This is a genomic window from Rhizobium sp. 01N447_2 (assembly GCF_056399245.1).
Genome location: NZ_JBFTQY010000076.1, coordinates 1 through 22,278 on the forward strand (window position 1 = coordinate 1; position 22,278 = coordinate 22,278).

18 protein-coding genes are annotated in these 22,278 nt (G+C 60.6%); 9 read left to right on the plus strand and 9 right to left on the minus strand.

All coding sequences use genetic code 11. The features are described 5' to 3' along the window. The 4 genes from AC1ECN_RS31990 to AC1ECN_RS32005 all read left to right on the plus strand — a co-directional run. Positions 1 to 488, plus strand: a 488-nt coding sequence (locus tag AC1ECN_RS31990) for an ABC transporter permease (RefSeq protein WP_477955213.1), incomplete at its 5' end; no start/stop codon positions are given. 7 nt (positions 489 to 495) lie between these two features. Further along, complete coding sequence (locus AC1ECN_RS31995; protein WP_130682907.1) at positions 496 to 2,217, plus strand: ABC transporter ATP-binding protein; 1,722 nt, start codon at positions 496 to 498, stop codon at positions 2,215 to 2,217. Further along, the gene (locus tag AC1ECN_RS32000; protein ID WP_477955215.1) at positions 2,214 to 3,425 is read left to right on the plus strand and encodes a mandelate racemase/muconate lactonizing enzyme family protein; all 1,212 of its coding nucleotides are present in this window, start codon (positions 2,214 to 2,216) and stop codon (positions 3,423 to 3,425) included. Before AC1ECN_RS31995 ends, AC1ECN_RS32000 begins: the two co-directional genes overlap by 4 nt. Before the next feature lie 12 nt (positions 3,426 to 3,437). Continuing rightward, complete coding sequence (locus tag AC1ECN_RS32005; RefSeq protein WP_130682903.1) at positions 3,438 to 4,625, plus strand: galactarate dehydratase; 1,188 nt, start codon at positions 3,438 to 3,440, stop codon at positions 4,623 to 4,625. Between the two features lie 72 nt (positions 4,626 to 4,697). Here AC1ECN_RS32005 and AC1ECN_RS32010 read toward each other — a convergent pair whose 3' ends face one another. The 7 genes from AC1ECN_RS32010 to AC1ECN_RS32040 all read right to left on the minus strand — a co-directional run bounded on the left by AC1ECN_RS32010 (position 4,698) and on the right by AC1ECN_RS32040 (position 12,328). Next, the gene (locus AC1ECN_RS32010) at positions 4,698 to 5,270 is read right to left on the minus strand and encodes an NADPH-dependent FMN reductase (RefSeq protein WP_024319733.1); all 573 of its coding nucleotides are present in this window, start codon (positions 5,268 to 5,270) and stop codon (positions 4,698 to 4,700) included. 39 nt (positions 5,271 to 5,309) lie between these two features. Then, on the minus strand, positions 5,310 to 5,975 hold the full coding sequence (locus AC1ECN_RS32015; RefSeq protein WP_477955216.1) for a nitroreductase: 666 nt from the start codon (positions 5,973 to 5,975) through the stop codon (positions 5,310 to 5,312). A gap of 451 nt (positions 5,976 to 6,426) precedes the next feature. Continuing rightward, the gene (locus AC1ECN_RS32020; protein WP_024319735.1) at positions 6,427 to 6,780 is read right to left on the minus strand and encodes an ArsR/SmtB family transcription factor; all 354 of its coding nucleotides are present in this window, start codon (positions 6,778 to 6,780) and stop codon (positions 6,427 to 6,429) included. 199 nt (positions 6,781 to 6,979) lie between these two features. Then, positions 6,980 to 7,672, minus strand: coding sequence for a response regulator transcription factor (locus AC1ECN_RS32025; protein ID WP_024319736.1), 693 nt, complete (start codon positions 7,670 to 7,672; stop codon positions 6,980 to 6,982). A gap of 1 nt (position 7,673) precedes the next feature. Beyond that, entirely contained in the window at positions 7,674 to 8,051 is a 378-nt protein-coding gene (locus tag AC1ECN_RS32030) for a response regulator (protein ID WP_477955219.1), read from the minus strand. Positions 8,052 to 8,054: 3 nt separating this feature from the next. Beyond that, positions 8,055 to 8,696 carry a response regulator transcription factor gene (locus AC1ECN_RS32035; protein WP_130714049.1) on the minus strand — a complete coding sequence of 214 codons (642 nt, stop codon included), beginning with the start codon at positions 8,694 to 8,696 and terminating at the stop codon, positions 8,055 to 8,057. After that, positions 8,693 to 12,328, minus strand: a complete 3,636-nt coding sequence (locus tag AC1ECN_RS32040) for a PAS domain-containing protein (protein ID WP_477955221.1) — start codon at positions 12,326 to 12,328, stop codon at positions 8,693 to 8,695. The genes AC1ECN_RS32035 and AC1ECN_RS32040 overlap by 4 nt, the downstream gene beginning before the upstream one ends. 412 nt (positions 12,329 to 12,740) lie before the next feature. Here AC1ECN_RS32040 and AC1ECN_RS32045 point away from each other — a divergent pair, with 412 nt between their 5' ends. Then, positions 12,741 to 13,493: an SDR family oxidoreductase gene (locus tag AC1ECN_RS32045; protein ID WP_130680478.1), complete on the plus strand. Its 753-nt coding sequence runs from the start codon at positions 12,741 to 12,743 to the stop codon at positions 13,491 to 13,493. A 310-nt stretch (positions 13,494 to 13,803) separates the two neighbouring features. Then, a complete protein-coding gene (locus AC1ECN_RS32050; RefSeq protein WP_018073093.1) occupies positions 13,804 to 14,574 on the plus strand; it encodes an alpha/beta fold hydrolase in 771 nt (256 codons plus the stop codon). A gap of 145 nt (positions 14,575 to 14,719) precedes the next feature. On the opposite strand, the gene AC1ECN_RS32055 is transcribed toward AC1ECN_RS32050, so the two are convergent. Next, positions 14,720 to 16,351, minus strand: coding sequence for an ArnT family glycosyltransferase (locus AC1ECN_RS32055; RefSeq protein ID WP_130680480.1), 1,632 nt, complete (start codon positions 16,349 to 16,351; stop codon positions 14,720 to 14,722). Between the two features lie 1,765 nt (positions 16,352 to 18,116). Here AC1ECN_RS32055 and AC1ECN_RS32060 point away from each other — a divergent pair. Beyond that, entirely contained in the window at positions 18,117 to 19,106 is a 990-nt protein-coding gene (locus AC1ECN_RS32060; RefSeq protein ID WP_477955224.1) for a potassium channel beta subunit family protein, read from the plus strand. 188 nt (positions 19,107 to 19,294) lie between these two features. On the opposite strand, the gene AC1ECN_RS32065 is transcribed toward AC1ECN_RS32060, so the two are convergent. Continuing rightward, on the minus strand, positions 19,295 to 20,245 hold the full coding sequence (locus AC1ECN_RS32065) for a LysR family transcriptional regulator (protein WP_477955226.1): 951 nt from the start codon (positions 20,243 to 20,245) through the stop codon (positions 19,295 to 19,297). An 88-nt stretch (positions 20,246 to 20,333) separates the two neighbouring features. Here AC1ECN_RS32065 and AC1ECN_RS32070 point away from each other — a divergent pair, with 88 nt between their 5' ends. Together AC1ECN_RS32070 and AC1ECN_RS32075 are read left to right on the plus strand one after the other, a co-directional pair. Beyond that, a complete protein-coding gene (locus AC1ECN_RS32070; protein ID WP_130665751.1) occupies positions 20,334 to 21,212 on the plus strand; it encodes a dioxygenase family protein in 879 nt (292 codons plus the stop codon). Further along, positions 21,209 to 22,270: a maleylacetate reductase gene (locus AC1ECN_RS32075; RefSeq protein WP_024319745.1), complete on the plus strand. Its 1,062-nt coding sequence runs from the start codon at positions 21,209 to 21,211 to the stop codon at positions 22,268 to 22,270. The genes AC1ECN_RS32070 and AC1ECN_RS32075 overlap by 4 nt, the downstream gene beginning before the upstream one ends. Positions 22,271 to 22,278: the final 8 nt, after the last annotated feature.

Below are 22,278 nucleotides of genomic sequence, written 5' to 3' on the forward strand. Positions count from 1 at the left end.
CGACGATTCCGATCTGGCTCGCAATGGCCGCGGCCCTGCCGCAGGACTGGCCTGCGACGCTGCAATATATGATGATTACGATCATCCTGTCGCTGACCGGCTGGGCGCAGCTTGCCCGCGTCGTTCGCGGCCGCTTCCTGTCTTTGCGCACCGAGGAATTCGTCGCCGCCGCGAGGCTCGACGGCGTTCGCGAAAGACGCATCATCTTTCGCCATATGCTGCCGAGTTTCGCCAGCCATATCATCGCGTCGATCACGCTTGCAGTGCCGGCGATGATCCTTGCCGAAACCTCTCTCTCTTTCCTGGGGCTCGGTCTGCAGCCGCCGACCATCTCCTGGGGCGTGCTTTTGCGCGAGGCCCAGAACATTCGCTCGATTGCCACCGCGCCATGGCTTTTCATGCCGGGCTGTGCCGTCGTGGTCGCCGTGATGGCGCTCAACCTTCTCGGCGACGGCCTGCGCGATGCGGCCGATCCCTACAACAAATGAGGCCGGCATGACCGACATCCTTCCCATTGCCGGCAGGCCTCTGCTCCAGGTGAAAAATCTGACGGTCGAGTTCCCTCTGCGCACCGGCGTCTTTCGCGCGGTCAGCGATCTGTCTTTCTCGATCGAGCCGGGCAAGACGCTCTGTGTCGTCGGCGAAAGCGGATCCGGCAAGTCGGTGACGGCGCGTTCGATCCTGCAGATCGTCGATGCGCCCGGCCGGATATCCGGCGGATCGATCATATTGAACGATCAGAACGGCGGCTCGATCGATCTGACCAGCCTCAATCCGCGCGGGCGTCAGATCCGAGCGATCCGCGGCCGCGACATCGCCATGATCTTCCAGGAGCCGATGTCGTCGCTGTCGCCGATCCACACGGTCGGCAACCAGATCGTCGAGGCGCTTCGCCTTCACACCAGGATGAGTAAGGCAGAGGCGCGCGCTGAGGCCATATCGCTGCTTAAGCAGGTCGAGATTCCCTCACCTGATAAAGCGCTGGACCGATATGCCTTTCAATATTCCGGCGGGATGCGCCAGCGCGCGATGATTGCCATGGCGCTCGCCTGCAAGCCGCAGCTGCTGATCGCCGACGAGCCGACCACGGCCCTCGACGTGACGACCCAGGCCGAAATTCTCGACCTGATCGCCCGGCTGCAGAAGGCCAAGGGCATGGCCGTTCTGTTCATTACGCATGACATGGGCGTCGTGGCGCAGATCGCCGACGATGTGCTCGTCATGCACAACGGCGTCGCCAAGGAATATGCGCCGGTCGAGCAGATTTTTCATGCGCCGAAAGACGACTATACCCGGATGCTGATCGGCTCGGTGCTGAAGCTGGAAGCGAAGGCCGAAATCCGGCTGGCGCGCCCGCCGCTCGACACGACGGCGCCACCGATCCTCGAACTCCGCAATGTATCGATGGATTTCGGCGAGGTGAAAGCGCTGGACGATGTTTCCATTTCGCTTCTGCCGGGCGAAACGCTCGGCATCGTCGGCGAGAGCGGATCCGGCAAGACGACGATGGGTCGCTCGATCATGCGGCTGATTGATCCCACAGCAGGCGAAATCCTCTATCGCCGTGCCGACGGCGATATCATCGATCTGGCAACGGCAAAAGGTCAGACGCTCGCCTCCGCACGGCGGGAATTGCGAATGGTGTTTCAGGATCCTTTCGGCTCCCTCAACCCGCGCATGACCGTCTCCCAGATCATCGGCGAGCCGCTGCTCGTCAATGGCGTCGCAAAAGGGCGGGCGCTGGAAGAGCGGGTTTGCCACCTGATGGAGCAGGTTGGTCTCGACCCGAGGGCACGCGAACGCTATCCGCACGCATTCTCCGGCGGCCAGCGTCAGCGCATCGGTATTGCCCGCGCCATCACCCTCAATCCGCGCGTCATCGTTGCCGATGAGGCAACCTCGGCGCTCGACGTTTCCGTGCGCTCGCAGGTGCTCGATCTGTTGATGCGCCTGCAGGACGAACTCGGCCTCGCCTATATCTTCATCAGCCATGACATTGGCGTTATCCGCTACATGTGCGACCGTGTCGGCGTCATGTACAAAGGCCAGCTCGTCGAAATCGGCGATGCGGAGAAGGTCTGCCGCACGCCCGAGCACGCCTATACGCAGGCGCTGATATCAGCGATCCCGCGCCCCGATCCGCGTGATCGCGATCAGTCGCGGCGTTTCCGCTACGTCGCGCCGGACATTCTGAAGAATGGGAGTTCTCTGCGATGAAAATCACCGGGATCCGCACTTTTCTCATGCATGTCGGTCAGCCAGACCCCTCGAAATGGGCTTCCGACCAACGTGCGGGTGATGGCGCCTCCAAGCAGTTCGGCGGTACCAGAAACTGGCTCTTTCTGAAGATCGATACCGACGAGGGCATCACCGGCATCGGTGAATGCTCCGGCTGGCCGCGCGTCGTCGAGACGGCGATCCATGATCTCGCCCCACTCCTGATCGGCGAAGATCCGGCTCATACCGAGCGGCTGTGGCAGAAGATGCATATCGCGATGATGGGCCATGGCATGCTCGGGACGGTCGGTGGCGGTGCGATGACCGGCATCGACATGGCGCTATGGGACATCAAGGGCAAGGCGCTCGGCGTGCCTGTCTGGATGCTGCTCGGCGGCAAGGTGCGCGACCGGATCCCGATCTATTCGCATGCGAATACACCCGAGCGCGCGCTTGCCCTCAAAGCGCGCGGTATCAAGGCGATCAAATGCGGCGGGGTCGCCGATCCGGTCCGCAAGGTTGCCACCCTGCGTGACGCCGTCGGCGACGATATGGACATTGCCATCGATCTGCATGGGCCGCCATGGCTGACGCCTGCGGATGCCTGCCGGCTGGTTCGGGCGCTCGAACCCTATGAATTGATGTGGGTGGAGGATCCGATCGCGCCGGAGAATATCGACGGCTACCGTCGCATCCGCGACGCAGCGCATGTGCCGCTTGCGGCTGGCGAACGCTCTGCAACCATCTTCGGCGAGCGTGAGCTCATCGAGAAGGAACTGGTCGACGTGATCCAGCCGGACACCGGCCGGGCCGGCGGCATCACCCAGATGAAGAAGATCGCGGCCATGGCCGAGGCGCATCATATCCAGATGGCGCCGCATTCGGGCTCGCTCGGGCCAGTGGCGGAATATGCGGCTTTGCATCTGCTTGCGGCGATCCCCAACGCCCTCATCCTCGAGCGCCTCGACGATGATTGGAACGGCCGTCGCCAGACGATCGTGCCGCATCCTGAGCAGGTCGACGGCTTGATCGCCGTTCCCAATGGCCCGGGACTTGGCTGCGATATCGACGAGGCCTTTGTGGCGCGCTTCCCCAGCGGCGGCAATGTCTCGGTGCCGCAAAGTGCCGGCGCCTACAATCCCGGGACCGACAACCAGCATCTCTACGTGCAGACGCGCCAGTCGCGCCGCAGCTATTTCAATCGCTAGAAGGACAGAAAGATGAAGATCGACCGCATGCGGGTTTTCATGACCCGCGACAAGGACCGTCCCCGCGTGATCGTCGCGCTCGACACCGATGATGGGCTAACGGGCTGGGGTGAATGCTACAATCACGGCCCCGACAAGGCGCTTCCGCCGCTGCTGGATTATCTCTACGAATTTCTGTCCGGCCAGGATCCGACACGCGTCGACTATCTGGTCAATCTGTTGATCCAGCAAAGCCGGTTCCCGCCGGGCGCGCTCGGTCTTGCCGCGATCTCCGCGCTCGATCACTGCCTGTGGGACCTTGCGGCCAAGGCAGCGAACGTCCCGGTCTACAAGCTGCTGGGCGGCGAAGTGCGCGACCGCATCAAGGTCTATGCCGGAGTATACACCGCACCGGATGCGCCGGCGGCCCGCGACGAGTTCGATCGTCTGAAGGAGGGGTGGGGTTTTACCGCCTTCAAGCTCAGCCCCTGGCGTCTCGACATGCACGCCCATCGCTGGGGCAACGTCGTCAAGGCCTCGGCTGATTATTTCCGCTCGCTGCGCGAAACGGTCAATGACGAATACGAGATCGCCTTCGACGCCCACGCCAAGATCTTCGAGCCGATCGCCGCAAGGCAACTCGGCAATGCCTTGGCCCCCTACGACCCGCTGTTTTACGAGGAGCCGCTGCGTCCTGAAAATATCGAGGCCTGGGGCGACCTGAAACAGGGGCTCAATTGCGTGCTCGCAACCGGCGAGTCGCTCTATAACAGAAACGAGTTCCTGCGCCTGCTGCAGGTCAAGGGCGCCGACCTCATCCAGCCGGATATCTGCGTTGTCGGCGGCATCAGCGAAATGCGCCGCATCGCCACGCTCGCCGAAGCCTTCTGCGTTGGGGTGGCGCCGCATAACCCGATGGGACCGCTTGCGACGGCGGTCAATGTTCATTTTTCGGCCGCGGCGCAGAATTTCCGCATCCTCGAATACCGGCTGCCAAAGGGACAGGCCTACGTCTATGGCGGCATCGATATCGAGAAGCGGCAGGGAGAAACCCGCTACGTCGTCGATCCCTATCTGCCGAAGGACGGTTATCTCGAATTGCGTCCCGATCGGCCGGGCTGGGGCGTCGAAATGGACGAGAAGGCGATGGAAGAGGAAGGCTACATCCATTGGCAGCGGCGCGTGCCGAAGCGGCCTGACGGCTCCTACGCCTTCGCCTGAGGGCATTGCGCGCTTTAAAAACAGGAGCTGGCCGTCCGGATGGACCCGGCCAGCGCCCGCAGGGCGACGCTTCTAGGCATCCCTAGGCAGCACTGAGCGAACCCTTGCGATGAAGACATGAAAGTCCTGCATGAAAGTGCGAAGGAAATCGGCGGTGGTGTCGTTCGTGACCTCGCCGTCATCGGTGATCAACCCCGGTGTGAACTGGATGTAGGCTTCCGGGGCATTCATCTGGGGAGAGTTGCAGAAACTGAGCACACTGCGCAAATTCTGCTGGGCGACTGCTGTGCCTATCGCGCCCGGCGACGTGCCGATCACCGCTGACGGCTTACGTCTGAACGAGTTGGTGCCGTAGGGGCGGCTCGCCCAGTCGATTGCGTTTTTCAGCCCGCCGGGTATGGATCGATTGTATTCGGGCGTGACAAACAGCACGGCGTCGACGGCCGCGATTGCCGCCTTGAATGCCTTGCCAGCCGGAGGGTAGTCGGCATCATAGTCGTAGCTGTAGAGCGGCAGGTCCTTGAAGGGTATCTCCGACATTTCAAGTTCCGGCGGGGCGAACCGCACCAACGCCTTGGCGAGCTTGCGGTTGATCGAGCCCTTGGCGAGGCTGCCGATGAGATAGCCTACTCTATGCGTGGTCATGGCGTTCTCCAATATCTCGCGATGATGATTGGCAAGTCACTAATCGCCGAGGAACGTGACCGTCTCGCCGAGCGGGGCGCGGCCTGTACGGGCGTAACTGACCGTGGGGTCCTCGTACCCGATCGACATGCCGCAGAAGAGGATGAGCCCGTCCGGGGGTGAGAGGACCTCCGCGACCGTCTCGCGAACCTGCGACCACGCCATCTGCGGGCAACTGTGCAGACCTTCGGCGCGGAGCAGCAGCATGACGGTCTGCAGATACATGCCAACGTCGGCCCATTGGGGTGGGCCCAGGTCAYGGTCAATGTAGCAGAACAGGGCGGCGGGCGCGCCGAAACAGTTCCAGTTGGCGATTGCTGCCCGCTGGCGCGCCTCCCAGTCCTCGCGTGCAATGCCGAGCGCGCTGTAGCGCTCCTTGCCGAAGGCGGACCGGCGCTCCCCGTAGGGAGGCTTCAGCGCGGGCGGGTACATCTCGTACTCCCGCTTATCCCAGGGGTCACCATGGGCCACGCGCTCGACGGCGGACGTCTTGAGCTCGGCCAGCGATGCGCCGGTCATCACGTAGGTGTTCCACGGCTGGATGTTCGATCCTGACGGCGACCAAGCTGCGGCGGACAGTACACGCTCAAGTACCTCCCTCTCCACAGGCTCGTCTTTGAATCCGCGCACCGACCGTCGACTTTTGACTGCCTCATATACGTCCATGATCGCCTCCGTCCGCGCCCAGCCCAGCAATCTCGCCGATCCGCAGCGCATAGCGCGACGAAAGTTCGTCGGGTTCTGGTCTGCCGGGGTATGAAGTATTGTCCATACTCATGGCCGTCTCCTGACTGTTCCGTTCCTGATGTGGTCCATTATCGCCATTCGCAATGGAGGCGTAATCACACCGTGGTCTAGGAGGCGTACATCAAACGTACATCAGGGATCGACGCGTTCGAGGGGCATGTGGGCCAAGCACCGCGGGGCTCCCGCGCCACCGCATCCCGGCCTTGGAATTGCGCCGCCTGAACGGCCTCAGCTTGGCGCTTACGCTCAAGCCGCAGTCATCTCTTTCGAAACCGCCTTCTTCGCCATTGCGCTGCTCTTCGTTGCCCCGGCGCCGATCCTGAGTTGCCGACAAGATCATTCTCCGCAAGAGCAACGCTTCGTGATTTCGTCAGGTGAGTACGGTTCGGGCACATTCTACGTCGGTGCGACGGTGCCATCCGAAGATGTCGGCCAGCGTATCGAGCATCGCTGTGGCTGCAGCTGATTGAAGTGAATAGTAGATCGTCTGGGCAGCCCTTCGGGTCTGCACGAGTTCCTGTTCTCGAAGAATTGCCAAATGCTGGGAAGTCGAAGATTGGCTTAATCCCACCTCGTCGGCCAGGACGCTCACGGACATTTCTCCTTCGGCCAACAGATGCAGAATGTGAAGCCGTTTGGCATTCCCCATGGCTGACAGGAAGTTTGCTTCGTTGTCGAAGGCGTTGGTTTCAGGGGAAGGCGCGGCTGACGATTGATTGTTCAAGGCGAGATCTCCTTTGGGGAACCAAAGCCGGGTCATATCCCCGAGCTTTAATTTAGAGATAACGCATGGGTGCGGGGCCGAAACCCACTATCGGCGCCGCATCGTCTTTTCCGGCGCGAATCGGATACGGCGCGCATCAAATGGACAGCGGCGGCAGATCATGTTCGAGGCCGGCATTCATCACCTATAAGCGAGTAAGCTAGCGCGGGCCGACCTGGCGCATTTGTGCGGGCAGTGTTTCCCACGCCCGGATCAATTCGCCGATGGAGGCCGCCTCCATCTTGTGCATGACATTGCTGCGATGCAGCTTGACCGTCACCTCACTGATGCCGAAATCGAAGGCAATCTGCTTGTTGAGACGTCCGCGCGCCACTTCATGCAGAACCTCGCGTTCACGCTGCGTCAGCGTCTCCAGGCGCTCGATATTGCGCTTGGCGATAGCGGCTTCCGCCCGTCGCTCGGCATCCATCGCAATGGCCGCACTGATGGCGTCGAGCAGCGTCTGGTCCCGCGCCGGTTTGGTGAGAAAGTCCACGGCGCCGGCCTTCATCGCCTGGACGGTCATCGGGATGTCGCCATGTCCGGTCAGGAAGATGATCGGTTTGGAAATGCCGTTTTCGGCCAGATGACTCTGCAGGTGAAGGCCGCTTGCGCCTGGCATGCGCACGTCGAGGATCAGGCAGCCGGGGCTATCCAATATATCGGCTTCAAGCAATTCTCGGGTCGAAGCAAAACTGGTCGACTGGAAACCCGCCGACAAGATCAGCTCAGACAGTGCCTCGCGCACCGAGGCGTCGTCATCGACGATTATGACAAGCGGCTGATTCTCTTCATAAGTGCATTGCAGTGATAACGGCGCCGATCTCCGCTGCAACGGCTGGTCAACTCTCATGTCACCCTCCATCTGTCGATTTATGCAAAGCGTTGGCGATGGCCGCCAGCAGGGCCTGGGCATCGAAGGGCTTGCGGAAAAATCYGCCCGCGCCTTGAGCGCGTCCCTGATCGGCTATTTCGTGGCGGCCCGTGATCATGAATACCGGCAGCTCCGGACGTGATTTCCTTACCAGGTCACGAAGTTCGAAGCCGTCGATGCCAGGCATTCCGATATCGGTGATGAGCAGGTCGAGGTCCGACAGCCCGTTGACGAGCAGCGAGCCCGCCGATGAGAAGCTGCGGGCCACATAACCCGCAGATTCCAGAAGGTCGCCCATCGATTCAAGCAACCTTGGATCGTCATCGACAATTGCCACGACGTGTCTTGTCTTGTTCATGTTTCAATTCCCTCCCACTCGGCGCGAGTGGGTTATCGGTATTTCCAATCTCTCCGCGATCCGCACCAGATCGGCGAGCGATGCCGCCGCCATTTTCTGCATCACATTTCTTCTGTGGATTTGCAGCGTCACTTCGCTGATCCCCAATTCGGCTGCCGCCTGCTTGTTGAGAAGGCCGCTGACGACGAGTGGCAGCACCTCGCGCTCTCGCGGCGTCAGGTCGAGATAGTGCCGTTTGAGCATATCGAGCTCGGCGCGTTCCGATCTCTTCTCTCGATCCTCAGCGATCGCCGCGTGGATTGCCGCCATGAGGTCTGCATCGCTGAAGGGTTTGGTCAGGAAATCCACCGCGCCATGTTTGATCGCACGCACGGAGGAGGGAATGTCGCCATGTCCTGTGATGAAGACGATCGGCGGATGATCCCTGCCGGCGATCTGTGTCTGCAGATCGAGGCCGTTGATGTCAGGCAGCTCGATATCGAGGATGAGGCAGGCGGGGACATCCGGCTTGTCCGCTCTCACGTAGTCGCCGGCCGATTCGAAGGCGATGGCGCGCATGCCGTGCGAGTCCAGCAGCTCGCTGAGCGCTTCCCGAACACGTTCGTCGTCATCGACGATGAAGACAATATGGTCATCAATCGTCATGACGCCGCCTTCATTTCTATGGGCAAGGTGAAGACCAACGTCGCTCCGTGGGGTTCGTTCTTCTCGGCCCACAATCGGCCGCCGTGCTGCTCGACGATCGAGCGGCAGATCGCCAGCCCCATGCCCATGCCATTTTCCTTTGTCGTGAAGAACGGGTCGAACATCTTCTCGGGGAACTCGATACCGTGGCCGCGATCGCTGATTTCGGTCTGGACGACATTGCCGATGTGGCGCACGCGCATCTCGATCAACTTATCTCCTGCAATGGCTTCCATCGCCTCAATACCGTTGCGGATCAGATTGATCAGAACCTGCTGGATCTGGATGCGATCGACTGCGATGAGCGGAAGGTTGCCGTCGATGCCCACATCGATCCGAACGCGACGCCGCGACGCTTCGTCGGCCATGAGGTTGCGCGCTTCATCGATGATGCTGGAGAGCGTCGTCTGGATCCTCCTGTCAACGGATTGCTTGAACAGAGCGCGAATGCGGCTGACGACATCCGCCGCCGAGTTGGCATCCCGGATGATGCGCTCGACCGTCCTCTGTGCCCGCTCCATATTCGGCGGCTCGGCCATGAGCCAGCGCTGGCAGGCGTGTGAGTTGGCCACGACGGCCGCAAGCGGCTGGTTCACCTCGTGCGCGATGGAGGCCGAAAGCTCGGCCAGGCTCGCCACCTGGCTCGCCCGTGCAAGACCCTCTCGCGCTCGACGCAGATCTTCCTCCGCGTGAACCTCACCGTCGATATCAAGGCAGATGACATTCCACTGGACGATGACGCCTTCGGCATTGCGCATCGGTGCCGCACGCGTCTCGACCCAGCGATATTCACCATCATGGCGCCGCAGACGGTGCCTACGCGCATAGGGCTCGCCAGTGGCCAATGAATGGGCATAGTTTTCTTTGACCCCTGCCACATCGTCGGGATGAACACCGGCATCGAGTGTGCCGTCCAGCCGGGTTTTGCCCGTTCCATCCAACTCTTCGAGATTATAACCGAGGAAATCACGCAGTTGCTGGCTGCGATAGATCGGCTCGCCATTCGGTGCGGCGCAATCGATCATCGCCGGCAGCGTTTCAACGAGCTGCCAAAGCGAGCGTTCTCTCTCCCGCAACGCCTCCTCGACGCGCAGTTGATCGTCGATGTCATGCGAGAGACCATACCATTGGATGATCCGGCCGTTTTCATCCCGCAACGGCTCCGCGCTGCCCTTCACCCAGCGGTAGACGCCATCGGCGCGCCGCAGGCGATACTGCTTCAAGAAGCGCTCGCCGGTGACGAGCGAATGGTTGAGCGCTTCGGCGAGGTTGGCGGCATCATCGGGATGGACGGCGGCTTCGATGAGGGCTGCCAGCCGGCTCAAGCCGGGCTTTTCCATATCGGCGATGCCGAGACCGAGAAAATCGATCAGGCGCTGGTTGAAGAAGGTCGGCGTGCCTTCCGAATTGAGCCGCCAGAGCATGCTGGGAACCATATCCACCAGTTGCGAAAGCTCTCGCTCGCGGTCGCGCAGCGCTTCCTGCGCACGCATCTCGTCGTCGATGTCGACTGAGATCACATACCATTGGATGATTGCGCCGCTTTGATCCCGCAGCGGTTCCGCACGGCCGTCGACCCAGCGATAGGCACCGTCGAAACGGCGCATGCGGTATTTTATCGAGAAGGGATCGCCACTGGCGAGGGAACGGTGAACCGTCTCCAGCAACCTCGATGCGTCATCGGGATGGACGAGGGTGTGAATGACCGACGAGAGGCGGCTCATGTCGGGCCTGTCCATATCGCCTACGTCGAGACCGAAAAAGTCGATCAGGCGTTTGTTGAAGAAGACCGGCTCGCCTTTCGGCGTCAGGCGCCTGATCTGAGCCGGGACCATGTCGACGAGCTGCGAGAGTTCGCGCTCTCGGTTGCGCAACGCCTCCAGTGCGCGTACCTCATCGTCGATGTCGAGAGAAACGCCATACCATTCCGCGACCGTTCCGTTTTCGTCGCGCCGAGGCTCCACCCGGCACTCCGCCCAGCGGTAGACGTCATCCTTTTCGCGCCAGCGAAATCGCATCGCGGAGCCGTCGCCGGTTTCGAAACAGTTCCGGAGTGTGCGCTGGATACCGGGAGCGTCTTCGGGATGAACCAGCTGCTGCAGCAGATCGTCGATGCGCGGTTCACCGAGAGCGTCGAAATTGGCGATAACCGAGCGGAAATGATCCTGATACCGCTTATTGAAATAGAACGACCCGCCGTCGGGCTCTACACTCCAGATGCGGACCGGCACGGCGTCTATGATCTGCTGAAGCTGTTGTTGGCTCCGACGCACAGCGTCCTCGGCATGGACCTGATCGTCGATGTCGTGGCAAAGGCCGTACCACTGGACGATGCGCCCCGCCTGATCCCGCATTGGCTCGGCACGGCTCGACATCCAGCGATAAATTCCGTCGGCGCGACGCAAGCGATAGCGGCTGGCGAAGTTTTCGCCCGTGAGAAGACACCTCCGAAGGGCATCACCGAACCCCACCGCATCCTCGGGATGAACGGTGGCGTCCAGGAGCGCCTCCAGCCGACTCATGCCCGGCTTATTGAAATCCACGACATCCAGGCCGAGGAAATCGACCATCCGCCTATTGAAGAATGTCGGCTCGCCATCGGGCGTCAGGCGCCACACATGGCTCGGAACCATATCCACGAGATGCGAAAGCTCCTCCTCCCGTTCCCGCAATGTTTCTATGCTTTGGCGCAAATTGAGCACTGCCGACTGGTGCTGCCGGGAAATGGCGGCCACGATGAGCGCCGAAAATGCCGAGATGGCTAGAAAAAGCTGCAGCATAACCTGCTTGTGCTTCTGGGACTCGGGATCGCCGGCGAACTGGCTGGTCCCCGTTATCRTAAACAGCGCCGTGATCAGGGCGAGGAGAGCCAAGGATACGGCAGCCCCTTTGAACTCGAAGCGAACGGCAGCCCAAAGAAGGGGCGGCATGATGATGTATGCGAAGGGGAGGTAGCCGCTCAGAGAAAGAGCGCCAACGCCGAGAAAGATCAACCCCAGGACGCCAGCTTCCACCCATTGCGCGGCTGAGAGCCGGGTCGTGCCGCGCCAGCTATGAAACACGACCAGTGCCAGCGGTGCTACGATCAAGACGCCGGTGGCGTCTCCGATCCACCATAGAGGCCAAGCCGTTGCAAAGGATTGCGATTGCATGCCAAACCATGCCAGGGTCGCACTTCCCACAGTCGCGCTGACGATGGGCGCAATCCCTGCGCCCAGTACGACAAATGCGAAAACGTCCTGCAAGGTTTCAAGCCGAACTGGCCGCTTCAAAGTCTGGTTGACGAGCCATGCCCCGGCCACCGCTTCAAGGGCGTTGCCGATGTAGATCAGGACGGCCGCAGGCAAGGGGCTGTGGAACCACAGGTAATTGCTGAATAGTTCAGCCAGGCAGCCCGCCAGTATCCACCAGGGCCAGCTGTAGCCGGAGGCGAGGACAAGTGTTGCGATGAAAAGCCCGCTCGCGGGCCAGATGGAAATACCGGTTCCAGGGACGATCGCCAGCGACTGTGCRAATCCGCAGGCCAGCACATAGGCCACGACGAAAAGCCCCAGGTGCAGGGGTCGGGGGCGGTGCGACCAGACGCTCATCATCAGTTGCTCCTGCCGGACAGACAAAGCCAGCGGATCGTCGGCGTTTCGTACCGTAGTTCTTCTCGATTTCGGGGCTGGCGAGCTCATGTTCAAACCGTAACCCCGCCACATTACAACCGCAACTCATGGAAACCCATGCATTGCGCGGGGATGTAGCCCCCGTGCCGGGGTCGGCACCTTTGCGCGAACGAGGAATTGGGGACCTGTTCTGCCTTCCTGGTGGGGCATCCTAACCGTTGGGCTGGCTTTCCTAGACCTACGGCTAAAGCGACCGGACCCCATGGACGATAGAGGGCGCCTGGCTTTCCAGTCATTGTCGATCCAATCGATCGCCAGACATTGAAGACGATAGCGAGCCCGTCGGCGATCTCGTCCTCATCTGCGCCGCGCAATGCAACAAGGGGGTGCTGAGATGAATATCACTGTGGCGGGAGCAACCGGTGTTATCGGAACACGGCTCAGCGAAAACATCCGTCAGTCCGGTCATCAAGTCACGGCCGCGTCGTTGTCGCTCGGCGTCGACACCATCACCGGAAAAGGCCTTGATGCGGCCTTGGCAGGGACTGAGGTCATTATTGATGTCACCAACGCGGCGTCCTTCGGCGACAGCGCAGCGCTGGATTTTTTCAGGGCTTCGACCAGGAATTTGCTCGCTGCCGCGTCTGAGGCCGGCGTCAAGCACTATCTTGCACTTTCCGTCGTCGGCACGCCGCGTCTCGTGGAAAGCGATTACTTCCGCGCGAAAATGGTGCAGGAGAATCTCATCAGGGCGTCAAAGCGACCCTATACTATTCTCCGCTCCACACAGTTTTACGAGTTCATCAGCGGATTGATCGACACCGGTGCCGATGGTGATGTGTTTCGATTGCCGCCGGCGTTCATGAAGCCGGTCGCAGCCGGGGACGTCGCCGCATTGCTGACTGAATTGGCAACGGGAGCGCCGTTGGACGGTATCGCCGAGATCAGCGGCCCGGAACAATTCGGTATTGATGAAATCGCTCGGATCTATCTCGCCGCGAATGAAGATGAACGGCAGGTGGTAACGGATCGATCCGCCTCGTATTTCGGCGTTGAATTGACCGACGACGCGCTGCTTCCGGGCGCCGGTGCGCGAGTGGCAACCGAGAAGCTCTCCGACTGGCTCTACCAATCGATGGGGGAGTAGGTCGTGCGGCTTTTTGCCGGCAGCTAAGGGATTTAAAATTGACCTGCCGCTGAACTTTCACCCCACTTCGATTGGAGCCCTGGCGCCTTTGAATGTGCCAAATGGCGCGGCCCAGTGGAATCGCAACAGTTTCCTAGAGTAAGAGCCGGATGCGGCGAAGGACCGGCATCGTTGCCGGGTCTGGTCTGAGCAACGTGCAGCCTCAATGGCTCACCGCAATCTTCAAATCGAGGTGAACGGGAATTCCAAGACTTGTTTTCTGAAAGATTGTGCGCTAAGTAATCGGGTGCGATACAAAGGGAGTTTGACTATGTTGAAGATATTTGTCGCCGCTGCCGCGATCACCGCAGGTGGCCTCTTGAACGCCCACGCGGCCGAAAAGCCGACGGTCGTCCTTGTGCATGGCGCATTTGCCGACGCCTCCAGTTGGAATGGCGTGATCACACGTCTCGAAAAAGATGGTTATCCGGTGGTGGCGGTCGCTAATCCGCTTCGAAGTGTAACGTCCGATGGCGATTACGTAGGCAAAGTGGTTGCAGGATTGAAGACTGACGTCGTTCTCGTCGGCCATTCCTACGGTGGCGCAGTGATCAACGAGGCAGCAGCAGGCAGCGCCAATGTCAAATCGCTCGTCTTCGTCGCGGCGTTCGCGCCCGATGTTGGGGAAACGGCCCTCGTGCTTTCGGGCAAGTTTCCCGGAAGCACGCTCGCACCGACCCTTGCGGAACCCGTCCCGTTGGATGGTGGAGTAAAGGACCTGTACATCAAGCAGAGCGCGTTTCACGATCAATTCGCTGCGGATGTATCCAAGGCGGAGGGCAAGCTGATGGCCGCAACACAGCGCCCAATCACCGATAAGGCTCTTGGCGAGGCCTCGACTGTGGCGAGCTGGAAGAAGATCCCGTCTTGGTTCGTCTATGGTGACGCGGATAAAAACATACCGCCAAAGGCGCTAGGATGGATGGCGGAACGAGCGGGTTCTAAAGAGACGGTTGTGGTTAAAGGCGCGTCTCACGTCGTGATGGTCTCTCATCCCGATAAAGTCGCGAAGGTCATCGAAGACGCTGCGTCCAACAAATAAACGGCGCACTGTGGTTCTGCGACCGGATCAGCATTGATCCGGTCGTGGTAAGGCAATACGCAATGCGAGATACCGAACTCCCTTTTCTCTCGAACCGTCGAGGCCATATCCTGTCCCAGGCCGATGGCCCTGGACTGTCGCGATCTCATGGGCGGGTGATCCTATAGACCAGCAAATCATCCGAATCCACAAGCTTGGTTGCGGTCTTGTCCAGATAGTCGATGACCCCATCATGATGCTCGACGAATAGCCGGTCCTGCTTGTCGACGGCGTTCTTGGCCGCGCCGAACAAATCCGCTCCCTGCGCGCGCAATTCCTCGAGCTGTGCGATCGCGGTGGCGTCATCCGCGACGAATTTCGACCATTCGACATCGCCTCCGCCAGGCGGGAACACCCAGCCGCGCGCCCTGCTGTAGTAGACTGCGACGGGATCGCCGACCTCGGGGGCGATGGCGACGACGAGATCGCCCGGTTGCGCCAACCGCGCCAGTTCCTCGCCAAGCAGCTTGCCCTTCATGGCGATTGGCTTCTTCATCGTCCTGACGAGGGGCAAGGTCGACCAGGCAAGCGCGACGGCCACGATGCAGATCGAGCGAAGCACCACCGCCGGCGTTAGAATACTCCGCGATGCAAGCGTTGCCAGAAGAAGCGCGCCGTGGCCGCAGAACATCGCGACAGGTACATGGAAGATGTGGAAGTTCCACACATTACTGGTTATCTCACCCGCGGCCGCCAGGTAGACGATCATGGCCGCAGCCAGCCACACATAGGGAATGGCCGAAAGGGTGCGTTGTTTCGGGTCTTTGGCAGGGCTGGGCGGCATCCACAAGCCGACCGCGAGCAGCACCAGGAACGGATAGCCGTAGAACCACAAGACGGAGGTGTTCGATAAGGATTCGAAGTAGAACCTGTCCCTGACATATGTCCAGAAGCCGTAATCCCAGATATAGCCGCCGCTACCGGCGACATGAAACGGCGGATAGCTGCGGCCGAGATAAATCGCCCAGCTGAAATAAGCGCCAATGATGGCCAGGCTCAAAAGCCCCGACAGGAAAACCCAGGCCGCCTGCTTTCGCTTCTTCTCCAGAATCCAGCAGACCATCAGATAGAAGATGACGGCGCCGGCAGCGATGCCTGGTGGCTTTGACAGCACGCCGAGCGAGAAGCAGACCGTGGCGAGTGGCAAGAGCCAGCCGCTGCCGCCGGCCCAGTATTTGGCGAACAGCCAGACGCCAAGAGTCACCAAGGCCAGCATCGCGGGGTCGGGAAGAAACGAGCTGTCGATCATGATCGCCGCCGGCATCAGCGCGTAGGCAAGTGCGGTCGCGTGGGCGTGAATCTCGTCCCAGCAGAGCGCCGTTAACCGGTGCAGCGAAAACACCGTCACCAGACCGAAGAAGGCCGCAACCATGCGGCCGAACCAGTCGTGCCAGCCGAAGAGCTGGTAGAGCAGGGCCGTGAGATAGCTGACGATCTGGAACTCGCGGCCCTGATAGCTTGGCCCAGGCCCGGTCCAGCTGACCTCCGGAAAGAAGATGTTCCAGCTGCGCTGCTGGAAATTGTCGGCCATCATTGCAGTGCTTATCTCGCGCCAGCTGAAGCCGTCGACCAGCGGCAAGGTGATCTTGTGGAATCTGAAGACGATCGCAATGAACAGGATCCCCAGCAAGATCGCGGTGTCGAGGTTCAGGTAGTTGCGAGCAGCCATGTCCCGGTCGGTCGTCTGCTGCGGGTGTTGCTGACCTTCGCCCTGATTCAATTCCGGGTCGTGCGTCATATGAAACCGTGTCTCCCTTCCGCCCGACGCGGCGCGATATGCGCCGGCATCGGATCGTGAGGAAGATTAGGCTGAGCGGGATCTCGCCGCCGGCGCGGCCGGCTGCGGAGCTGCTCGTAGGCTTCACCGAGCATCGGCTCGGACGGCTTGCGGGGCGGCTTTGTCATGATGGCAGTTCATCAGCAAAGCCTTAAAAAGCAATTCACCCAGATTGATTATTGACTCACGCGAACATAATAAGAACATCGGCGGCGCGGCTGCCAGTCTGAAAGCTGAGGTATGGAGTGCGGGATGCGCGAGCCGCCGATCAGCGAAGCCGTGGGAGACGATGAGCGTGAGGAGGTGATCGCCTATCGAAGGGCGCCGCTATCGGCATTCTGCTGGAAAGACAGCCGATTGGCGATCTGGGGGCGGGTACGATAATGAGCGAGTATATTTCCATGTCGGGTGAACAGCGTTCACCGCGGCATCCTAGATCAGTGCTTCGGGGATGCCCCAAGATTGACAAAAAGACATCCATTGCCGATCTCTATTTGTGTCAGAAGGTCCGCCCTTACCTCTTCGCCAACAACCGCTTTTAAGTGCCGCCACTTTTGGCCCTTCGGATGTGCAGGCACCGGTACGCCTTCTCGCAAAAACAGCGTTACTTCAGGAGCTTCATCTGATTTGTAGATACAAATTCTCACCGCTCAAGTCCTGTTAGCAGCAAATATTGTGCACTGCAAAACAAGAAATGGCAAACATTCATTTGCCGGGTAAGTCAACGTTGGGCCGGATTCTGGCGGCTAAAGCGTTGAAGTGGCGCCGGAAGGTCCAAAGGATTGGCATCGGATTACGCGGGCTTCCAGGCCGCCGCACGGATCGTCGGCGCACCTGCGGCAATGAGTTGACAGCACGCAGGAGTTCATCGGCAACACCGGCCGCCACGCCGTCAGGCTAGCAATGCGCGTGGTAAAGGGCTGGCGGTTGGAGGACGCGCGAATTGCCTTTCAACGACTTGGTTGTCCGTGAGAGTGGCCCACAGAACTAGTGGACGTTAGACCGCCTCGAGTTTTCGGTGAGGCGCCTTGGGAAGGTCGACGTCGATGACATCGCCAGGGCGTATCTCGCCGGAGGTCGGTCGAGGCCCTGGAAGCCAAGGGAATTGTCAAACTATACGTGTGAACTGGCCGGGCCGGGGGCGCGGTTAAAAGAAGGCGGCGGGCCCTCATGTTGCCCACCGCCCACCCCTCCCGGCGTCCGCCGCCACGGTCGGGAGGAGCGCTGAGCCTATCTGAGCCAGGCCACGGTTTGTATCCGAAGAGACAAACAAAAATGCGGTGTCATCCCACAGTCACATAAGCATTTGTGAGGAGTGTTTTGCCGCCAGGCGAATGTCATTGAAGTTGTTGCTGTCGCCGCCGCCGTGCCTGTGGATAGGCTGTGGATATCCGGTGGACGACACGATCAATCAACGGGCGATAACGTCGCAGATGCCAATCGCATGTTGCCTATCCGTTCCGAATCTCATCATTCTGCCGTTGCTGCTGTCGACCTCCGCCGCAAACGTCGTCGATCGCATGCCACGGGCGCTCCGACTGATGTCGTGGAGCGCCCTTTTCTTTGGATTCGGCGTCTCGTCACAAAAGAGGGTATGAGAACCGATAGCTGAGCCTCGCATATCGTTGCTCATGCCATAGATTACGCCAATCGGTCGTTGATCAATCGGGCGACACCGACCCCGGTGACCGGCCGGTACCTATTCATAACTTGCGGGAGTTGCATGATGGAATATCGACGTTTGGGAAAGTCGGGCCTGAAAGTGAGCGAGTTCTCCTTCGGCTCATGGGTCACGTTCGGCAAGCAGGTCAATGGAGGCGACGCCGTCGACCTCATGAAGCTTGCCTACGACAACGGGGTGAACTTCTTCGACAATGCTGAAGGATACGAGAGCGGCAAGTCCGAGATCGTGATGGGCGAGGCACTCAGCAGGCTTGGCTGGAGCCGTGACAGCTTCGTCGTCTCCAGCAAGGTCTTCTGGGGAGGCCAGAAGCCGACACAGCGCGGCCTGTCGCGCAAGCATGTGACCGACGCCTGCCATGCAGCGCTCAAGCGGCTTCAGGTCGACTACCTCGACCTTTTCTTCTGCCACCGCCCGGATATCGACACGCCGATCGAGGAAACGGTCCGGGCGATGCATGATCTCGTCGCCCAGGGCAAGGTGCTCTACTGGGGCACGTCGGAATGGTCCGCGCAGCAATTGACGGAAGCCTACGCCGTGGCTCGGGACTTGCGCATCACGCCGCCGACCATGGAACAGCCGCAGTACAACATCTTCGAGCGCCAGAAGGTCGAGTCTGACTATCTGCCGCTCTATGACCTGATGGGCCTTGGCACCACGATCTGGTCGCCGCTCGCCTMGGGCGTTCTGACCGGCAAATACAACGACGGTGTTCCGGCCGATAGTCGGATGAACCTGCCGGGCTACGAATGGCTGAAGGAGAAGTGGTCCAGTGATGCCGGCCGCGCCCAGCTCAGACAAGTCGGCGAGCTCGCAAAGCTCGCGGACGAGATCGGCATGTCGATCACGCATCTCGCCCTTTTGTGGTGCCTTGCCAATCGGAACGTCTCGACCGTCATTCTTGGAGCATCGCGCGCCAGCCAGCTGCAGGACAATCTCGCGGCCCTCTCACACAGGCAAAAGATGGCGTCTGACGTTTTGGACCGGATCGACACCATCGTCGGAAACAAGCCCGAAGGACCACGTCGCTTCTAGGCGAACAAATCTCCCTCGACGAGCCGCACTAAGTGTTCGTCGAGGGAAAAGCGCCAGTTATGTTACCAGCACCATGGTGCTGCGGACGGCGGTGGGAACGTTCGAGAATCTGAAGTGCCGCGTAGCGCCCCGTGCATCCCATATTTCGGTCGTTAGCGAAGCGCGTCTTCATCGCAGGCTGCTGCCCGCTAGTTGCCCCAGACGACGGCTTCCTCATGACGCTTGATCAGGTGGCGCAAGCTCTCGAAGCCGGACCTGACAAACTCGGCGAAGTGATCGACCGCTGGAGCGCGAGGAGCATCAGTTCGCGTCAGTATGGCAAGAGCTCGTTCAGGATGCGGAATGTTGACAGGAAGAGCGGTGATCGCCTTCTCCTTTCTCAACGCGAAGACGACGCTGTGCGGCATAATGGTCAAGGCGTCGGCCGCTTTGAGGTAGTTGATGACGCCCATAAGCGAGCCGCCGGAGTAGCGTATCTTAATTTCGGTCGCTCCGAAGGACAGTAGAAGCGCCCGAAGATCGGCGAGCAGGGGACTGCCTGGCGGGGGCGCCACCCAGGGGTAGTCGAGAAGCTCGCCCGGCCGCGGGCGCCGTTTCATGAGGAGGGGGTGCGTCGAGCGGCAGGCGATGACATTCCGACCTGGCAGTATCTGCTGGAACTCTAGGCCGGAGCCTTCTTCGAGGATGTCGATCGGGCAGACGGCCAGGTCGATCTGGTCGGCCTTGAGGGCTGCGCGGAGATCGGGAAGATAGCCGTAGCTCTGTTCGACCCGCACGTCGGGATGTGTCTGTTGGAACTCGGCGCAGAACTGCGCGATCAGAGCGTCCATGAAAAAGGGCGTGCCACCGACGCGGACGACGCCGCTCCTCCCCATTCGGAAACTGTCGACGAGGTCGGAGGCTTTTCGAGACGCGGCGAGCATGACCAGGCCGTGCTCCGCCAGCGACAGCCCGAACGGCGTCGCCTGCAGTGGCCTGCGCCCTTTAACGAAAAGAGGTTCGCCCACCCGCTTTTCCAGCATCGAGAGCGCTCGGGACATTGCCGGCTGGGCCAGACCCAGCAAAGCCGCACCTTCCGTGACGCCGCCAGCTTTGAYCACGGCCGCAAGCTGTATGAGGTGACGTTCGTCGATCTTCATAACAATCTGTTATACTGATCCTCTGCAAAATCATCAACGCTCGACTTCCATCGTGCTAGGCTTCTCATATGTCGATCGGGAGGAGACGATGATGACAGGGAGTGCCAGGGCGCTCACATTCGACGAGGCCACATCATCCGAAGCCTTTGCCGAACGCTTCAGCGCGAACCGGAACGGCAAATTGGCCCACCTGATCGCTGCGGCCGTGACGCATGTTCATGACCTCATCAAGGAGTTCCGCCCGAGCCCGGACGAGTGGCGCAAGGTCATCCAGTTTCTGACCGAAGTCGGGCACGCCTCTGACGAGCGCCGTCAGGAATGGGTGCTGCTTTCGGACCTCATCGGCGCTTCCGCGCTGGTGGAAGAAATCAACTCACGTCGACAGAAGGGCGCGACGCCGAATACAATCCGCGGGCCCTTCTATCGGGACGACGCCCCTGAGCGTTCATCCGGAGCCTCAATCTCGGTCGATGGAAAGGGGGAGCCCCTACGCGTCTCCGTGCGCGTGCAGGATCTCGACGGGCTTCCCATCGGGGGTGCCGAGGTTGTGACGTGGCAGGCCAACGCCGAGGGCTTCTACGAAAACCAGCAACCGGATCTCCAACCAGAGCACAATCTACGCGGACTGTTCAGGACCGACACGAAAGGCTGCGTCATGTATCGCTCGGTGATGCCCGCCGGCTACGGCGTGCCGGACGACGGGCCCGTTGGCCGTCTGCTGAAGGGTGCTGGCTATCCGCTGCATCGTCCGGCTCATCTTCAGTTCGTTGTCAGAGCGAAAGGGTTCGAAACGATTACGACGCACATCTACGATTCAAGTGATCCGCGTCTTGCGGAGGATGCCCTTTTCGGTGTCCGACCGGACCTCGTTGCGCGGTTCGAACATGCACAGGTCGACGGTCGGCGGGGCAGGTCGGTCGACCTGACCTTTGTGATGGTTCGCGCAAGACCGGGGAGGCAGGGATGACGCGGCCGTTCTGCTACGCAGGCAGTCCCGCCCAGATCGTTTTCGGCAACGACAGCATTGGCAGTGTCGGTGCATGGATCGCAAAGGCTGGGCGCAAGCGCGCGCTTGTGCTCTCGACCCCGCACCAGAAGGCGGACGCGGAAGAGCTGGCCAATAAGATTGGCGAACAGGCCTGCGGCGTCTTCTCTGGGGCGGTCATGCACACGCCCGTGGAGGTGACCGAGGCTGCCATGAAGGTGGTGCTCGATACGGCTGCCGACTGCGTCGTCTCGCTCGGTGGGGGATCGACCACCGGGCTTGGCAAGGCGATCGCCTATCGCAACGACATCTTTCAGATCGTCGTGCCGACGACCTATGCCGGGTCGGAGGTGACGCCAATTCTTGGCCAAACCGAAGGCGGTCGGAAGACGACGGTGCGCGACGCGAAGATCTTGCCGGAGATCGTGATCTACGATCCGTCTCTTACCCTGGGGTTGCCTGTCGCGATGAGCGCGACAAGCGGGCTGAACGCAATGGCCCATGCATTGGAAGGTCTTTATGCCCGCGATCGCAATCCGATCTCGACGCTCATGGCGCTTGAAGGCCTGCGGGCGTTCAAACTGAGCCTGCCGAAGATCGTGACGTCACCGAACGACACGGACGCCCGCAGCGACGCGCTCTACGGCGCCTGGCTTTGCGGCACGGTCCTTGGTGCCGTCGGGATGGCGCTGCATCACAAGATCTGCCACACGCTTGGCGGTTCTTTCGATACGCCGCATGCAGAAACACATGCTGTCATGCTGCCGCATACCGCGGCTTTCAATGCAGCGGCGGCAGCTGCAGAGCTTTCCCAGGCCGCGGCGATATTCGGCGGCTCGATCGGTGGCGGTCTTTGGGATTTTTCCAAGCAGATCGGTGCGCCGATGTCACTCAAGGATTTCGGAATGACGGAGGCCGATCTAGACCGCGCCGCGTCGATCGCTGTCGAAAATCCGTACTGGAACCCTCGGCCGATAGACCGTCAATCGATCAGGAAGCTTCTTCAGGACGCCTGGGAGGGACGACGTCCGGAAGACTGAAACTTGGC

What these genes read in the sequence shown, in the direction of transcription:
- AC1ECN_RS32005 (WP_130682903.1), top strand. Translation starts at nt 3,438, where the DNA reads ATGAAGATCGACCGCATGCGGGTTTTCATGACCCGCGACAAGGACCGT.
- AC1ECN_RS32050 (WP_018073093.1), top strand. Translation starts at nt 13,804, where the DNA reads ATGTTGAAGATATTTGTCGCCGCTGCCGCGATCACCGCAGGTGGCCTC.
- AC1ECN_RS32000 (WP_477955215.1), top strand. Translation starts at nt 2,214, where the DNA reads ATGAAAATCACCGGGATCCGCACTTTTCTCATGCATGTCGGTCAGCCA.
- AC1ECN_RS32035 (WP_130714049.1), bottom strand. Translation starts at nt 8,696, where the DNA reads ATGACGATTGATGACCATATTGTCTTCATCGTCGATGACGACGAACGT.
- AC1ECN_RS31995 (WP_130682907.1), top strand. Translation starts at nt 496, where the DNA reads ATGACCGACATCCTTCCCATTGCCGGCAGGCCTCTGCTCCAGGTGAAA.
- AC1ECN_RS32045 (WP_130680478.1), top strand. Translation starts at nt 12,741, where the DNA reads ATGAATATCACTGTGGCGGGAGCAACCGGTGTTATCGGAACACGGCTC.
- AC1ECN_RS32025 (WP_024319736.1), bottom strand. Translation starts at nt 7,672, where the DNA reads ATGAGAGTTGACCAGCCGTTGCAGCGGAGATCGGCGCCGTTATCACTG.
- AC1ECN_RS32010 (WP_024319733.1), bottom strand. Translation starts at nt 5,270, where the DNA reads ATGACCACGCATAGAGTAGGCTATCTCATCGGCAGCCTCGCCAAGGGC.
- AC1ECN_RS32075 (WP_024319745.1), top strand. Translation starts at nt 21,209, where the DNA reads ATGACGCGGCCGTTCTGCTACGCAGGCAGTCCCGCCCAGATCGTTTTC.
- AC1ECN_RS32055 (WP_130680480.1), bottom strand. Translation starts at nt 16,351, where the DNA reads ATGACGCACGACCCGGAATTGAATCAGGGCGAAGGTCAGCAACACCCG.
- AC1ECN_RS32070 (WP_130665751.1), top strand. Translation starts at nt 20,334, where the DNA reads ATGATGACAGGGAGTGCCAGGGCGCTCACATTCGACGAGGCCACATCA.